The organism is Tolypothrix sp. PCC 7712 (assembly GCF_025860405.1).
GTDB lineage: Bacteria > Cyanobacteriota > Cyanobacteriia > Cyanobacteriales > Nostocaceae > Aulosira > Aulosira diplosiphon.
This window is the reverse complement of sequence record NZ_CP063785.1, coordinates 458,591-475,814: the sequence shown is the minus strand read 5'-3', so window position 1 is coordinate 475,814 and position 17,224 is coordinate 458,591. Positions and strand designations below refer to the sequence as shown.

General features: G+C 39.3%; 13 protein-coding genes. 7 read left to right on the top strand and 6 right to left on the bottom strand.

All coding sequences use genetic code 11. The features are described 5' to 3' along the window. Positions 1-22: 22 nt before the first annotated feature. A complete protein-coding gene (locus tag HGR01_RS01715; RefSeq protein ID WP_045870011.1) occupies positions 23-961 on the bottom strand; it encodes an NAD-dependent epimerase/dehydratase family protein in 939 nt (312 codons plus the stop codon). Between the two features lie 337 nt (positions 962-1,298). On the opposite strand from HGR01_RS01715, the gene HGR01_RS01710 reads away from it, so the two are divergent. From HGR01_RS01710 to HGR01_RS01690, 5 genes are all read left to right on the top strand, one after another. Beyond that, entirely contained in the window at positions 1,299-2,441 is a 1,143-nt protein-coding gene (locus tag HGR01_RS01710) for a glycosyltransferase (RefSeq protein WP_045870010.1), read from the top strand. A gap of 112 nt (positions 2,442-2,553) precedes the next feature. Next, on the top strand, positions 2,554-3,312 hold the full coding sequence (locus HGR01_RS01705) for a sugar transferase (RefSeq protein ID WP_045870009.1): 759 nt from the start codon (positions 2,554-2,556) through the stop codon (positions 3,310-3,312). Positions 3,313-3,629: 317 nt separating this feature from the next. After that, positions 3,630-4,709 carry a GDP-mannose 4,6-dehydratase gene (gene gmd, locus HGR01_RS01700; protein ID WP_045870008.1) on the top strand — a complete coding sequence of 360 codons (1,080 nt, stop codon included), beginning with the start codon at positions 3,630-3,632 and terminating at the stop codon, positions 4,707-4,709. Between the two features lie 26 nt (positions 4,710-4,735). Further along, positions 4,736-5,680, top strand: a complete 945-nt coding sequence (locus HGR01_RS01695) for a GDP-L-fucose synthase family protein (RefSeq protein WP_045870007.1) — start codon at positions 4,736-4,738, stop codon at positions 5,678-5,680. Positions 5,681-5,928: 248 nt separating this feature from the next. After that, on the top strand, positions 5,929-6,432 hold the full coding sequence (locus tag HGR01_RS01690) for a 5-formyltetrahydrofolate cyclo-ligase (RefSeq protein ID WP_045870136.1): 504 nt from the start codon (positions 5,929-5,931) through the stop codon (positions 6,430-6,432). A 37-nt stretch (positions 6,433-6,469) separates the two neighbouring features. On the opposite strand, the gene HGR01_RS01685 is transcribed toward HGR01_RS01690, so the two are convergent. From HGR01_RS01685 to HGR01_RS01665, 5 genes are all read right to left on the bottom strand, one after another. Continuing rightward, on the bottom strand, positions 6,470-8,689 hold the full coding sequence (locus HGR01_RS01685) for a GumC family protein (RefSeq protein WP_194007794.1): 2,220 nt from the start codon (positions 8,687-8,689) through the stop codon (positions 6,470-6,472). 463 nt (positions 8,690-9,152) lie between these two features. Then, positions 9,153-10,082: a hypothetical protein gene (locus tag HGR01_RS01680; protein WP_045870006.1), complete on the bottom strand. Its 930-nt coding sequence runs from the start codon at positions 10,080-10,082 to the stop codon at positions 9,153-9,155. A 320-nt stretch (positions 10,083-10,402) separates the two neighbouring features. Next, positions 10,403-11,314 carry a hypothetical protein gene (locus HGR01_RS01675; RefSeq protein WP_045870005.1) on the bottom strand — a complete coding sequence of 304 codons (912 nt, stop codon included), beginning with the start codon at positions 11,312-11,314 and terminating at the stop codon, positions 10,403-10,405. A 71-nt stretch (positions 11,315-11,385) separates the two neighbouring features. After that, positions 11,386-13,203, bottom strand: a complete 1,818-nt coding sequence (hepA, locus tag HGR01_RS01670) for a heterocyst formation ABC transporter subunit HepA (RefSeq protein ID WP_264265105.1) — start codon at positions 13,201-13,203, stop codon at positions 11,386-11,388. A gap of 110 nt (positions 13,204-13,313) precedes the next feature. Beyond that, positions 13,314-14,237, bottom strand: coding sequence for a glycosyltransferase (locus tag HGR01_RS01665; RefSeq protein ID WP_045870003.1), 924 nt, complete (start codon positions 14,235-14,237; stop codon positions 13,314-13,316). A gap of 845 nt (positions 14,238-15,082) precedes the next feature. On the opposite strand from HGR01_RS01665, the gene HGR01_RS01660 reads away from it, so the two are divergent. Beyond that, entirely contained in the window at positions 15,083-15,847 is a 765-nt protein-coding gene (locus HGR01_RS01660; RefSeq protein ID WP_045870002.1) for a class I SAM-dependent methyltransferase, read from the top strand. A gap of 49 nt (positions 15,848-15,896) precedes the next feature. After that, on the top strand, positions 15,897-17,153 hold the full coding sequence (locus tag HGR01_RS01655) for a glycosyltransferase family 4 protein (protein WP_045870001.1): 1,257 nt from the start codon (positions 15,897-15,899) through the stop codon (positions 17,151-17,153). The last annotated feature ends 71 nt before the right edge of the window (positions 17,154-17,224 follow it).

Genomic DNA, 17,224 nt, shown 5'->3' with positions numbered 1-17,224 from the left:
TGATTTGTAGTTTATCTCTGGGTCACAAAGCTTGTAAAATTTCTTCATCTACAGAAAAATCAATTTCTGCTTTGTCTCGTCCAGATACTAAATAATCATTTTCCAATGAATCATTTAGCCCAGAAATTAAATCATATTCAGGTTTCCAACCTAATTCACTCTGAGCCTTATTTACCGAGGCAAAAAAATGTTGTCCCCGCATGGGAAAAGCTTTGCGCTTGCCAAAATCAAACTTTTTCGGGTCGTAATGGACAATTTTGACTGCATCAGGGGATTTACCAGCCGCTTGTGCACAAGCACGGGCTAAACCATCAAAAGTGACAAAGCGATCGCCTGATACATTGTAAATTTGCCCTATGGCCTGCTGATTACCCACAACCTGAGTCATAGCCCTTGCTAAATCCTTTACGTGACCTAGCTGCGTAATATACAAGCCATTTCCCGGAATGGGAATAGGGCGATCGCGGACAATTCTATCAAAAAACCAGCTTTCCAAATCGTTATAGTTACGCGGCCCATAAATATAGGTGGGGCGAATTGAGGTAAAAGGTATTCCCAATTCAGCTAAGTAAGCCTCTGTTTCATGCTTACCCCGATGACGGCTTTTGGGATCTACAGCATCACCTTCCACATGAGGCATTTGGTCAGATTTGAGATATACTCCAGCAGAACTCATATACACAAAATGTTGTACACGGCCTTGAAAAATTTCTGCCAATGGTTGAGTATCAGCAAGTTCCCGCCCATTATTGTCAAAAATGACATCAAAATTTTCCTGTGATAACTTCGCCTTTAACTGCGTAGCGTCAGTGCGATCGCCTATAATTTGTCCTACTCCCTGTAAAGATGGTGCAGGACGATTACCACGATTGAACAGCACCACCTCATGTCCTTGTTCTACTAGCAGTTGGGTGAGATAAACACCAATGAACCGAGTACCACCTATAATCAAAATCCGCATGAATTCCCCTCTTAGCTCTTTTAATAATGCAGGGGCTAGCTAAGGGTTAGAGGCTAGAACTTAGGAGCTAAAGCTTAGGGGCTAGAGGCTACTATAAAACTCATCTTTAATCTGTTGTCCCAGTCCCCAGTCCCCAATCCCTAGTCCCCAATCTCTAGTCCCCAATCCCCAGTCCCTATTTGAGGTTATCAGGTTACAGTATCGCTCTGGAACCTGTTTTTGGAGAATCGCGTCTTCGACTTCATCTGGATTGCTTTCTCTTCCTTAATCCCAAGGAAAAACCTTTTGGTTAATCTGACTAATTTACCTCAGTATTTTCCACTTATTCACGTTAGCTGTGCCCTTAAAATATGCTCTGATTCATGAATGGCTGACACCTAAAGCCACTGGCGGTTCAGAATTAGTTGTAAAAGCAATTCTGGAGCATATAGATGCTGATTTATATGCGCTAATCAATTTTGAATCCACAAATCCTGAAAGTTATTTATACCAACGTCAGATTGGCACAACTTTCCTGCAAAACTTTCCCTATGCCCGCAATGGTGTACAAAAATATTTACCTTTGTTACCGCTGGCTATTGAACAATTAGATTTGCGGCAATATGACGTAATTCTATCTTCATCCCACGCTGTCGCCAAAGGAGTAATTACTGCTCCCGACCAATTACATATTTGTTATTGCCACAGCCCCATGCGTTATGCTTGGGACTTAACTTTTGATTATCTGCAACAAAGCAAAGTCGGGAATGGTATAGCTGGATGGATAACGCGATATTTACTACATCGTTTGCGTCAGTGGGATGTATTGACAGCTAATCGCGTTGATTATTTTATTGCCAATTCACAGCATACAGCCAGGCGAATTTGGCGCTGCTATCGGCGAACATCAACTGTGATTTATCCGCCAGTTAATGTAGAAGAATTACCATTTGTGGCTGACAAAGAAGATTTTTATCTAATAGTTTCCCGTTTAGTGAGTTACAAACAAGTATCCTTAATTGTCAAAGCTTTTAATCAGCTCAAAAAACCATTGGTAGTAATTGGTACAGGGCCACAAATGAAATATCTTCGCCAGATAGCAAATTCTAATATTCAAATACTAGGATGGCAACCGAATGATGTAGTAACAAAATATATGGCCAAAGCCAAGGCATTTGTGTATGCAGCTTGTGAAGATTTTGGTATTGCCTTAGTTGAAGCACAAGCTTGTGGGACTCCAGTCATTGCCTACGGTGCTGGGGGAGCACTAGAAACTGTCAGAGATATTCATTCCTGGGTCGATACAGGAACAGGTATCTTATTTAACGAACAAACAGAAGCTGCTTTAGTAGCAGCAGTAGAAAAGTTTGAAATGTATCAAGGCAAATTTAATCCTGAGTATTTGCGAACACATGCTAGTAAATTTTCTCGGCGGGTTTTTGGCGATCGCTATCTAGATTTTGTAGAGCGATGCAGCAAAAAAACGCCTTCATGGGAGTGATGGTCAGGATTTTTTGAATTGTTTTGTAGGCTTTTGGAAATTTAAACCCAGAAGCACCTACTTTTAGCTTTAAGATTGGGACTATGTGTGGTGTGGATTGTTAAGGAGTATGATGACTGCCCAGAGCTCACTCCTCTCCGGCAAGCGAGGCCTACGGCAAGATGCTAATGCGTCTGGTCGTACTTTCTCAAAACGTGGTCAACAGAAAAAGGCTCCTAGGTTAAAACCTAAAGGTTTGTCTTTTCAAGGTTTAAACGGAGAGTTTGCCAAGCGACTGTTTGATATTGTGTTTTCGTTGTTGGTTTTGATTTTATTTTTCCCGGTTTACTTAATCTTGGCCTTACTGATCGCTTTGAGTTCAGAAGGCCCGATTTTTTATGTCCAGGAAAGGGTTGGTAAAAACTACAAACCCTTTAATTGTATTAAGTTCCGCACGATGGTAAGCAATGCCGATGAAATGCTCGTACAAATGATGGAGACATCCCCCCAGATGCGGCAAGAATTTGAGAGCAGTTTTAAGCTAAAACAAGACCCCCGCATTACAAAAATTGGGCGGTTTTTGCGAATTACTAGCTTAGATGAATTTCCCCAATTCTGGAATGTCTTAAAAGGGGATATGAGTGTTGTCGGGCCGCGACCCTTAGTAGCGGAAGAACTTCCTAAATACGGTTGTCATATCGATCAGATTTTAACTATCCGACCGGGAATCACTGGGTTATGGCAAGTCTCTGGGCGCAATGACATTCCTTATCCAAGGCGAGTTCAAATAGACTTACACTATGTAAAATTTAGAAATTTTTGGCTCGACCTCTGGATAATTTTGAAAACAGTTGATGTTGTCATTATGCCTAAAAATAACGGGGCTTACTGAAACGATACTTAAGAGTATATTCTGTGGGGCAGCTCCTGCCCCCAGAGGAAATTTACTTATATTTAATAAAATTCTCGTTTATATAAAGTTTTGGTAAAGATTTTTTGCAACTTTAGACACAAAAGTAAAAATTTTCAGCTTCAATTAGTAAAACTACTTAACATTCTTAATAAATTAAGTACATACATTTACAGACAAATTTACGTGCTAAATCAGAATTTAGTAGTTTCCCATTAGGCAATTTAGCAATTAACTGCTAGCTTGTATCAGTTAGTCTGTAACTATTTTACTCAAAATATACAAAGGAATCCCTAAGCATGACGCAGCAGAAAAGAGCATTAATTACCGGTATTACTGGTCAAGATGGTTCATATCTGAGTGAGTTTTTGCTAGAGCAAGGTTACGAGGTACATGGTATTATTCGCCGGACTTCTACCTTTAACACAGACCGCATCGATCACATTTACGAAGACCCTCACAAAGAAGGGGTGCGGTTGTTTCTTCACTATGGTGATTTGACAGATGGGACAACCCTACGCCGAATTTTAGAAGAAGTACAGCCAGTAGAAATTTATAACCTTGGCGCGCAATCCCATGTCAGAGTCAGCTTTGATTCACCAGAATACACAGTAGATGCAGTAGGTATGGGAACACTGCGTTTGTTGGAAGCCATTCGGGATTACCAACAGCGTACTGGAATTGAGGTGCGCTTTTACCAAGCTGGTTCTTCGGAGATGTATGGTTTAGTACAAGCTGTACCTCAGAGCGAGACCACACCTTTTTATCCCCGTAGTCCTTATGCTTGTGCTAAAGTTTATGCCCACTGGCAAACAGTAAATTATCGTGAATCTTACTCTTTGTTTGCTTGTAATGGCATACTTTTTAACCACGAATCACCTCGGCGGGGCGAAACTTTTGTAACCCGTAAAATTACCAGAGCCGTTGCTCAAATTGTTGCAGGTAAACAGAAAAAACTTTATATGGGTAACCTTGATGCCAAACGGGATTGGGGCTATGCCAAGGATTATGTAAAAGCCATGTGGCTAATGTTGCAGAAAGAGCAACCAGATGATTATGTAATTGCTACTGGTGAAACCCACTCAGTACGTGAATTTTTAGAGCTAGCATTTCGTTATGTAAATCTCCGATGGGAAGATTATGTAGAGTTTGATGAGCGCTATCTTCGCCCTGCGGAAGTAGAGTTATTAATTGGTGATGCTACCAAAGCACGGCAAAAGTTGGGTTGGACACCATCAGTTACCTTTGAGGGACTTGTAGCATTAATGGTAGAAGCAGACCTCCAAGCATTAGGTATCACTTCTCCCAATGGCAATGGTTCGTCAGTACCCCATGATATTGCGACTGTTCGTCAACAACTGGGTGCGCTCCACTTTTGATTTCAACTGTCGCTGAGGATAAAAATATGGCTGCCTTAGAATTAAAAAATAAACGGATTCTCGTCACTGGTGGGTCGGGTTTCCTAGGTCGTCAGGTGGTAGATCAGCTGTGTCAAGCAGGAGCAGATCTTCAAAAAATTACAGTACCGCGATCGCGTGATTGCGATCTACGGGTCTGGGAAAACAACCAACGTGTAGTCGATCAGCAAGATATCGTCATCCACTTAGCAGCGCACGTCGGTGGTATCGGCCTCAACCGCGAAAAACCCGCCGAGTTGTTCTACGACAACTTGATTATGGGAACCCAGTTAATTCATGCAGCCTATCAAGCTGGAGTAGAAAAATTCGTCTGTGTTGGCACGATCTGCGCTTATCCCAAATTTACCCCAGTGCCTTTTAAAGAAGATGACCTTTGGAATGGCTATCCTGAAGAAACCAATGCTCCCTACGGAGTAGCCAAGAAAGCCCTTTTAGTTCAACTGCAATCTTACCGCCAGCAGTACAACTTTAATGGTGTTTACCTGCTACCTGTAAATTTATACGGGCCAGAAGATAACTTTGACCCCGGAAGTTCTCATGTGATTCCAGCCTTAATTCGCAAAGTCCACGAAGCCCAAATCAAAGGCGACAAGCAACTACCTGTTTGGGGTGATGGTAGTCCTACCCGTGAGTTTCTCTATTCTGAAGATGCTGCACGGGGCATTGTTATGGGTACTCAATTCTACAATGACTCGGAACCAGTTAACCTGGGCACAGGTTATGAAATCTCCATTCGGGATTTAATTAATCTGATTTGCGAATTGATGGAGTTTGACGGGGAAATTGTTTGGGAAACAGACAAACCCAACGGTCAACCTCGTCGTTGTTTGGATACCGAAAGGGCAAAGCAAGCTTTTAATTTCACAGCCCAAGTTAGCTTTGAGCAAGGGTTAAAGAATACCATTGCATGGTACCGCCAACATGCTGCATAACTTAATTAGCAGCATTTAGTAAATAATGAATCTATAATTACCCACACTAACCCAAAATATACCAGCAATTTATTGTGGGTAAGGGGTTGAAACCCAATATCCAAAACTATCTAGAACGTAGGGCGTATGCCCTACGTGTTTGTTTTGTGACATCATCTCAATTTTCCCAAATCCAGCAACAACTTCAAAGTGTGGACATTCCAGCAAAAACGGAACTACGTCGGACTCTCTTAAAAAAACGTCAATCAATGTCAATGACAGAATGGAGAGAAAAAAGCGATCGCATCTGTCAGCAACTCCAAACCTCTGTCCTCTTTACGCAAGCAAAAACTATACTGGCATATTTTAGTTTTCGCCAAGAACCCGATATTAGTTTGCTATTTGCTCATCCGCAATACCGTTGGGGATTTCCGCGCTGCGTTGGTAAATCTATGTTTTGGCATAGTTGGACTCCCAAAGATGCTGTAGCAATTGGCACCTATGGCATTATTGAACCCCGCCCGGATACACCCCCAATAGATCCAGATGAGGTAGATTTAATACTTGTCCCCAGCGTTGCTTGCGATTATCAAGGTTACCGTTTAGGCTATGGCGGCGGATATTATGATCGCCTCCTCAGTTCACCAGCATGGCAAAACAAGCCAACTATCGGCATTTTATTTGATTTCGCCTATTTACCCCAAATACCCATTGAACATTGGGATAAACCTTTAAAAGCGGTGTGTACAGAATCTAGGTTTACCGCAGCATAGGGGTTTGGTGTTTTCCCCATTACCCCATCCCCAATTCCTAAACCCTTGGCGCATCCTTCGCATCATTAGCAATAATCCCAATCAAATTCAACCTACTCAAAATTTCTCTAGCTTGAATGAGTTCACTTTGGGTAATCTGACCAATACGCCCTACTAATACAATTCCACTGCATACAGATGCAACGATTCTGGCATCAACATTGTCTAAAATTGCTGGAGCATCTATTAAAACTAAATCGTAAGTTTGCTCAAACAATTCTATTAACTCTTTCATCCGGTCTGAACTGAGTAGTTTGACTGTATCCTCTGGTGTGGGGCCAGCAGTCAAAACATCAATATCAGGATGAATTGGTTGGATATAATCAGCGACTGGGGTATTAGCTTCTTCCTCTAATAATAGAGATAAGCCCCAATCATTTGGCAATTCTAAAATCTTGTGCAAGCTAGGATTATGCAAGTTAGCATCAATTAATAATACCCGACGATGCATATGAGCAGCACTAACAGCTAACCCTAAAGACAAAGTTGTTTTGCCTTCACCTGCTAGTGTTGAAGTCAACATTAGCGATTGGAAAAGCTGGGGATATCTTGCTATTTGAATGTTTTGATAGACCATATCTAAATTTTCATGATATGGCAATCTGGGATTACTTTCTAATACTAAAGGAACTGCTCTATCTTGCTTATCCCAAGGTAGTTTAGCTAAACGTTTTCTCGCACGTCCCCCTAGCCCTGGCACTGTTCCTAATAGTCTTAAATTTGTTAAGCGTTGTAATTCTCTGGCAGAATAGATGACATCATGAAACATTTCCCAAATGAGGGCTGCTACTATCCCTAAAATCGGCCCAATAATTATTCCTCCACCTAAGAGAAATACTCTGCCGCTACCCATATACATGCCTTTATCGGGCGCTTCTAAAACTTGCCAATCAAATCCGCCTTGAGCAATTTTTAAGCCTAAAGATTGTTGTGCTTGCAGTAGTTGCTCAAGTGTTTTGCGATTTGTTTCCACCTCTGGTAGGAGACGATTGTACTGGGCTATGAGGGCAGGGTATTTACTCAGTTCAGAACGTAGCCGTTGTTCGGATTCAACTAAACTTTTTTCATTGGCAATTAGCCCTAATGAAGTTGTTTGTACCTGAATCACCTCTTCTACTAGCTTCAAGTCAACGCCTACCATTTGCCCTTGAGTTAATAGCGGTTGGCGGGTATTTGCTACATTTTGCCCTTTTTCTCCTACCGATCTTCCCGCTTCTTGGCGTAAGAGTGCTAGTAGACTTTGACGTTGCTGTGTCAGATTTTGGATAACGGGAGAATTTTCTGTATAACGTAGTCGCTGCTGCGCTAGAGCCAATTCAGTCTTTTGAATCTCATTTAGTAGCCCTTGGTAGCGTGTTGATTGGCTTAATCGTGAGGAAATAATGGCATTTTGAGAGGAAGCAGCCATTTTTCGCTCTAGGTTAGCTTGACGCGCTCTATTATCTTGAAGTTGAGCACGAGTAGTTTCTAACTGTTTTTGAATATCAGCTAGAGATTCCAAAAGAATTTTGCTTTGAACTTCTGGATCTAATAAATTATGCTGCCGACGAAATGCTTCTAAATTTTTTTCTGATTGGCTGACTTCTTTTTTAATTTCTGGGAGGCGCGCATTCACAAAAGAAAGTCCTTTGTGTAATCGCTCATTTTGTTGTTCTATGTTGTAATCTTGATAAACATTTTGTAGTGCTTGTAAAACTTTTTGGGCTTTAATTGGATCTTTATCTTTGAAAGTTACTTCAAATACCTGACTAGGGATTTTATTAATACCCGAACCACCCTCGATTTGCGCTACTTCTAAAGGAGGTTTTTCACCTTTTTCTTTTTTGCCTTTAATATCTTCTAAGGTAATATCTCGATAAGTTGGACGCAGCAAGTCTACAGCTTTTTGGATGAGCTTAGTACTCATCATCAGTTTCAGTTGAGCGGTATAGTCAACTACTTGAAAATTGGGATCTGTAAACTCGCTTTCTGGATTTCCCTGAACATTACTTGAGCGTACTCCTTCATATAGGTTGGAACTTACCAGTATTTGCATAGAGCTTTGGTAAGTTGGTTTGGCAATGAGAGCAAGGATACTCGCAACTGACATCACTGCACAGGAAATACCCAATATCAGATAACGTCGGTGAAACAGAATTGTCGTAAGTTGTTTGATGTCAACCGCGTTTTGTGGAGAGTTAATGAGCATTTGTCCTTGATTCAGACTAGTGTTAGCCACTATAAAAGTCCTCTAATCTCGTAATAATAAATCAGGAAGATTGCCAGAAAATCTATTAGGAGTGAATTTTTATGACAGTATAGACGCAATCTTATGATAAATGATTCCTGATTGACAAAAGAAATTATTTTCCATAATTGTACGTATTAAGATTGTGATTAATAATTTCTATCTCACTAAAAATTAAAATTATTGCCATATTTTTAATGCTAAATTTGATACATTAATATTTCAAAGTATAATTATTTTCAGTAGACAAATAGCCAGCAATTAAGCAGCTTAAATGTATCAAGGTAATTTTTACTTAGCACTCAGCACTTTTAAACATAAAAATGTCATTATGTAGGCGGAACGCTTTCCTCTATGGTAAGGAGGAATGCAGTGTTAGCGCAGCGTCTCCCAAGGGGAGAAGCGACGTAATCGCAAATAGTCTATTTTATGTTTTTAGATATTGAGCTACTTATTAATTTTTGGCGAATATATGAAAGTTTCTATAAAACAGGTTTTTAAATTTGTTTTTCAGTCTAAATGAAAGACTAGTATGAAACTGAGTTCGCTGGGTAAATTGGTCAGCTTTTGTATGACGAACTATAAAATGCGGATGTTTGAGCGGAAATTCCATTGCTTGTGTGGGATAGTTTGCAAAAGGGCTGTAAATATCTTTTGTGTTAGCAGCTTCAGGACTAAAGCCAATATTAGAAACTAAATTGACATTGGGCAGAATAGTTAACCCATTTTGTAGCCAAGATGTAAATGTCCAAGGATAATCCCAAGTATCTATATTGCCTTGGTAATAACTTTGAAAAATTCTCGTCCAATATTTCACTGCGGTAGAATCATCAAGTATATTTTCTAGTAAGTTGCTATCTCTGGCTTCTACCCAGTGCTGCATTTCTAAATCGTACTTTTGCCATGCACGTTGCCAAGTAGCCCAACCCCAAATTAAGGGATAGCGAGAAAAGTAATAGCTATTTTCAGTACGTTGTTCACCAAACTGAAAATTATTACCGGAAATAGTCATAATGCGTTGATCATGACGATACTTATCTAATAGTTCCTCACAAAATCTGAAGAATGTGGGGTGAGGTAAACAATCATGTTCCAGAATAATTGCAGCTTCTACTTGTTGAAAAACCCAATTAAGACCAGTAGCAATACGTATTTTAGGGCCTAAATTTTCTTCGGAGTAATTTGTGAGTACTCTACAATCCCAATCAACTTGCTCAATCAGTTTTTTACAAGCGGCACATTTATGGAAATCATCCTGATATTGGGGACGAGGTGCATCAGCAATCACTAATAAAATTGGCGGTTTAACCTGACGAATTACCTCAAAAACTTGTGCTGTAATTTCTGGTTGATTAAAGATGGTTAATGCAACAGCAGTATTCATAAATCACTTATGCTGATAATTCTGTTGTCATTGCAATGCTATTTGATTTGTGAAATAACTCACCTCCTCATCTGGATAGATTACTGAGAAAGGCAACAACAAAGAATATAAAATAGAATCCAATACTTGTCGGTTAAGGGCAAAAGGGGAAGGGGAAAAGGGGCAAGAAAAAACCTTTAACCCTTACCCAGTCACCTTTTCCCCAAACCAAACTCCCAGTTGAAAATCCTTAACCGAGCAGTATTGAAATAGAATCTTATTTAGTCATCAAAGATTGCCAATTATTTGATGAGCTTTGGCAAGGGATTGTGACGAATAGATTAACGGAAATTTGGCAGTTTTTTTTTAATTTTGCTTTTCAGCGTCGATATTAAACTAGTCCGAAACTGAGTTTGCTGTGTAAATTGATCGGCCTGTACATCACGAATCATAAATTCTGGATGCTTGAGCGGAAATTTTATTGCTTCCCTAGGATGATTAGCAAATGGACTATAAATATCTCTTGTATTAGATGCTGTGCGACTAAATCCAATATTAGAAACTAAATTGACATTTGGCAAAATAGTTAAAGCATTTTCTAGCCAAGAAGTGAGAGTCCAACGAAAAGCCCAGGAATCAATATTGCCTTTGTAACACTTTTCAAAAAGTCGATTCCAGTATTTTACTGCAGTGGCATCATTGAGTATATCTTGCAGCCAATTATTATCTCTAACTTCTACCCAATTCTTCATTTCTCGGTCGTACTTTTGCCATGCACGTCGCCAAGTTGCCCAACCCCAAATTAGTGGATAGCGAGAAAAGTAATAGCTATTTTCAGTGCGTCGGCGACCAAACTGAAAATTGTTTCCAGAAATCGTCATAATGCGTTGATCATGACGATATTTATCTAATAATTCTTCACAATATGGAAAGAATGTCGGATGAGGTAAACAATCATCCTCCAGAATAATTGCTGTTTCTACTTGCTGAAAAACCCAGTCTAAACCTGTGGAGATAGATTCTTTACATCCCAAATTAATATCAGATATTTTCTGAAGTAATTCACAATCCCAATCAATGCGCTCAATAATTTTTCTAGCAGCAGCACAATTTTCTATATCTTCAGGATGGTGCTGACGAGGGCCATCCGCAATTACTAATAGCTTGAGAGGTTTAATCTGCCGAATTACCTCAAAAACTTGGGCGGTAGTATCTGGTTTATTAAAGATAATTAAGGTAACAGCAGTATTCATAAATTGACTGGCATTTGGTGTTTGGGGTTTGGTGTTTGTTAAATGAAAATACTATTCCTAGTCTTTAGCACCTAATCCTTCACACCTAACTCATATTGCATTTGATGGTATTGCCAGAATTTGCCCCGCTGTTGCAAAAGTTCTTGGTATCCACCTTGTTCGATGATATGACCTTGTTCGAGGACGACTATTTTGTCAGCTCGAAAAATAGTAGATAATCGATGAGCGATCGCAATTACTGTTCTACCTACTGCTAACTTTTCTAGAGAGTCTTGGATTAAGCGTTCCGAAACAGAATCTAGGGCGCTGGTAGCCTCATCAAGAATCAAAATTTCGGGGTTGCGTAGGAGGGCGCGGGCGATCGCAATTCGTTGGCGTTGTCCCCCCGATAAGCGAACTCCGCGATCGCCTAGTTTAGTTTGAAAGCCTTGGGGCAAATCTAAAATAAATTCTAGGGCATTGGCTTGTCTGGCTACTTCTTCAATTTCTGCCTCGTCTACCGCTTCTAAACCATAGGCGATGTTATTTTTGACGGTGGTATTAAAAATAAAAGTATCTTGGCTGACTACCGCCATGCGCGATCGCAGTGATTGTAGGCGAAATTGCCGCAAGTCGATGCCATCTATGAAAATCTTGCCTCTGGTGGGATCGTAAAAGCGCATCAGTAAGTCGGCTAGGGTGGTTTTCCCAGAACCAGAAGCCCCCACCAATGCCAACATCTGATTGCGTTTGATGGTCAGCGTGATATCTTCTAAAACTAACTTGCGATCGTCATAGCTAAAATCTACGCAGTTAAATGCGATCGCTTGTTTTAAACCAGCAAACTCCAATTCTCCATCTTTCTGGTAAGTCTTGTTATCAGTTCTTAACAGCTCGTTGACACTCCGCAATGACCCATAATAAGTAGCAATTATGCCCCAGGAACTGTTCATGTGAGCAATAATTGGTAACAGTCGAAACAGAGCAAATAAAAAAGCTAGTAACAAGACGACATGGAGCTTTCCACTAGCTACGAGTGTCGTGACTGCTACTATAATCATGGCAATTAAAATTGTGGTCGCCAATGCCTCAACTAATGGTTGTACCATTGCACTAATTGAGGTTGTTTTCATCCAGGCTTTCGTAACTTTTCCAGCCACTTGATCAAAGCGTTTGCGTTCAAAATCTTGAGTCCAAAATGCTTGCACAGTTCGCACCCCACTGACAAATTCCACTGCTGTGGATGCTAACTCACTACCAGCCGCAGTCATTTCTACGCTAGCTGCACGCACTCGCTTAATTAAATTGGCTGCGCCTGCGGCTAGTAAACTAAATAACAAGACTGTAGCTAAGGTTAGTTGCCATGAAATCATAAACATGGCAAGAGTATATGCCAAAATTATGCAGCTTTTGCTCACAAAATTAATTACTTCATTAAAGGCATAGCTAATTTCACCCACTTCAGTAGAAAATGTCTGAAAAAGTTCTCCGGAGCGTTTTTCTGTATAGTAACTTAAGCTCAGACTTTGAAACTGTTCAAAGATTTTTTTTCGCAAACTATCTATTAAATTTACTTCGCAAAATTTTGCGTAATAACGCCCCAAGTAGCTGAATCCACCCCGCAACCAAACATTAAATAAAATTAAGCCAGATATCCGATAGATACGCTCAGATGCACTAGCCTGGGTTCCCAAAAACCAAATATCAAACCAACCAATTCCCGTTTGTAAAGGTGGCTGGTTAGCATTAGTTAAACCTTGCAATAAAACTGCTACTAAACCAATTCCAGTAGCCTCAAGTACTGCTCCTATTAAAGTGAATAGTACTGCGATCGCAGCAGTTAACCGCAAAGGCTGAAACAACTGGAGAATCAGATAATGTTCCTGCCAAAATTTTGTTTTTACGAGCATTCTCTGAAATAAATTAGGTAGCTCATGCATAAATTATTCTTGGTTGCGGGGCTAGGGACGAGAATTTATTGCTGACAACTCAACAATCACCCCTGTTGACCTTAGGTTACCTAACATATAAAATCTTTTTTTTGCAGCCTTTGGGTCAATACTGCAATGAGTAACCTGAAATAATTCTTGATTTTGGCATTGATATTTAACAGCCAAATCACCAATTTCCATCTTTTTTGATAATGGTTGTATTTGGCAAAAAATTTGAGGGCTGAAATTATATGTACAACCCTCAGATAGTTAAAGAAAGAACTAGTACTAGAACGTTGATACAGATGTAGTGCAGATGCTTTTGGTTGGAATAAAACTCGATACCCGTTTTGCCAAGCATCTAAACATAAACTCACATCTTCAAAATATAAGAAAAAACGTTCATCGAATAAACCATACTTGGCAATATACTCTCCAGATACCATCATAAATGCTCCTATTGCCCAGTTAATTTCAACTGGTTTTTGTGGACGAGGCATCTGGGAATAATAATAATCAAATGGATGTAAGATACTTTGCAGAGTTTCACCCAATAACTGCTTGAGAAATAAATAGGTAAAGGTGGGAAATCTGCGAATTGATGGTTGCACAGAACGGTCTAAATAAACTAGCTGTGGACAAACGATCGCAATATCTTTGGCTGAGTTTAAGGTTCCAGCTAATTGGGTAATTACCTCTGGCTTAAATGTCACATCTGGATTCACTAAGACATAGATTTTGCTGGGGGAAGCTTCAACGGCTTTATTATTACCTTTTGCGAAACCTAAGTTTTGCTGACCTTTGATGCCGATAAAATTTTTGGGATATTTTCTACTGAATTCATCGAGGATTTGCGGACAATTATCAACAGAAGCATTGTCATAAACTACTATTTTGCCTGTATGTGGATAATACTTTTGAATAGTGGACAGGCATGACTCTATTGAACCTCGTAAGGTCTGAGACGAGTTCCAAGAAACAATGATAAAAGAAAGCTCGTTGATAACTGTCATGAGCTACACACTCCCATAAACACCTTTATGTGTGTGAAGACGATTACCTCGCCATCAACACTGAATAAATTAACAATTCATGTCCATAATTGGTTATTTTGTTTCATCCCTCCTAAAGCTAAATTGGAAAAGTTTTTGCAGATAAATTAGCATCTAATTGCAAAACTAGATTTGGTTTCTTTTATATCGCTATCTGGCTATATAGTTAATTGAAAAATTGTAAAAAATTATATGTATTCAATTTTGTCAAGCAGTTATGCAACATACATATAATTTTACTCATGGAGAGTATAATTTCAACCAACTGGGAATATTGACACAAGAATTATAGTATTTCTACAGTAAACTATTCCTGGTAATTTTGATCGTTTTCTCACTAATTTAGTATTTATCAAATTAGGTAGCATGACGATTTTATACTATTTCAGCCGTAATTGTACGAGAGAAAAATCGCAAATTTTCTGAAAATGTAAGATTTTGTGTACTTTATTTTACACAAATACTGTTGTAGCAAAATGTTGGGTTGCTATTAGAGATGTCAATATCATTACTCCCGAAATCATGCCAGTTAACAACGTAATTTACTGAGTTTAGCTGTATAAATAAGTTGGTCTATTACTAAATTAAGATAGTTGCTAAGTAAAATTTTTTACTTAATAATTATTAGGCAGTGTAGTTTATCTATTAATTAAAAGATGAGGAATTTGCTGAACAGTCTCTGTGCTAACATTCTCAATAAATGGAGAAGCATCTAAAGTTGGGTATGCCCTCAACGTGAAAATTGTCATTAGGCGAATAGTGTAAAATATGCTTTCTGCCGTAGCCCAATAACTAGGGGTAGCAACATGAAATTTATCAATGCAGTTGCAAAAGTGATGCAAAACTTAGGCAACCACAGATTTGGGAAATGTAATATATGTGGTAGTCCCACAGTTTTTCTCTGTATTGATGTTTTCAGTGTTCGTAATAATATGTACTGCCCTTTCTGCCGTAGTTCCTCACGGAAAAGGCACGTTGCTAAAATATTGATTAATGAAGTGCTGCCAACAAACTCGACAATAACTGATGTTGCTAAAAACCAGTCATTAACTATATATAACACTGATGTTGATGATGCATTTTATCAAATATTAAATCATCAAAATTCATATATTTGTTCTACGTTCTCTCCCGAAGTTAAACCGGGAACCGAAATCCGTCCAGGGGTATTTTGTCAAGATTTAGAAAATTTAACTTTTGATAATGAAAGTTTTGATGTTGTGATTACTGAAGATGTCTTTGAACATGTCAGAAATCATGAACGAGGTTTGCGGGAAGTACACCGAATTTTAAAAGTAGGTGGCTACCATATTTTTACCGTCCCCTGTAACTTTGATTGTGCAACTATCGTGAGAGTCGATACTTCTGGTAAAGAAGATATTCATTTACTGCCGCCAGAGTATCACGGGGACAGAATTCGCGGCAAGATTTTGGCATATAGAACTTTTGGTATTGATATTTATGAATTATTAGAAAATATGGGATTTACCACGAAAGTAGATTTTTCTAATTATCTCGACCAAAAGCATGGTATCTTCGACAGTTACATTTTCTGCTCTCAAAAAATCTAATAGTTGCAACAGGATTTGAATACTCTATATATGTTCCCTTAAAATACCAATGAAATCTTTAATTCTTAGCACTTTTGATATTAATGGCGGTGCGGCGCGCGCGGCGTATCGTCTGCATCAGGGGCTAAGACAAATCAATATAGATTCTCAAATGCTAGTACAGTACAAAACTAGCAGCGATCGCACAGTGATGAGTTATCAGAATAAGCTAGAAAAATTGCTTAACCAAATGCGGCCGACTTTAGATAACTTACCCCTAAAGTTTTATGCAGGTAATCATGATGAAAGCTTTTCTCCACAATGGTTTCCTGACTTAATTCAGCCTAAGCTTAAATCTCTATCTCCTGATATTATTAATATCCATTGGGCTTGTGGTTATCTGCAAATTGAAAGTGTGGCGAGATTTACTCAGCCTGTAGTTTGGACTTTGCATGATATGTCTGTATTTACAGGCGGCTGTTATTATAGCTTGGATTGCGATCGCTACCTCAACTCTTGTGGTGCTTGCGTACAACTGCAAAGTCAGAAACAGCAGGATTTATCGCGGTGGGTATGGCAACGCAAAGCTAAAACTTGGCAGCCGCAAAATTGTACAATTGTCACACCAAGTATGTGGCTAGCTGATTGTGCTAAGAAAAGTTCTCTATTGCGGGACTTTCGTATAGAAGTGATTCCCAATGGTTTAGATATTCAAAGATATAAACCGTTAAACCGAGAAATAGCACGAGAATGGCTGAATCTACCCCAAGATAAGCAATTAGTGCTATTTGGTGCAGCTGCAACTAATCATCCCAGAAAAGGATTTAATTTGTTGTTGTCAGCATTAGAAAAGTTGGTACAAGCTGGATATCAAGACAATATAGAACTGGTAATTTTTGGTTCCTCTTCACCCGATAACGCGAAAAATATCGGCTTTAAATGCCATGATTTAGGCAATCTCAACGATGATATTACCTTGGCGCTAGTTTATGCCGCCGCAGATGTATTTATTGCCCCATCTGTGCAAGATAACTTACCAAATACAGTGATGGAGTCTCTCAGTTGTGGTACTCCTTGCATTGCTTTTAACATCGGCGGGATGTCCGATATGATAGAACACCAACAAAATGGCTACTTAGCTCAACCCCTGGAAATAGAGAGCTTGGCACGTGGTATTGTTTGGGTATTGTCAGATGGCGATCGCTTACAAAAACTCAGACAACGCGCCCGTGAAAAAGTTGAACAAGAATTTTCCCAAGATTTGCAAGCACAACGCTATTCTAATTTGTTTAGAGAAATACTCATAAATTCGGAGTCAGGAATTTAGGGCTGACTGCTATTAGCGATTTCTAAATTCGTGAAGAATAGGAGGATAAACACAGATAAATTTCTACCTCA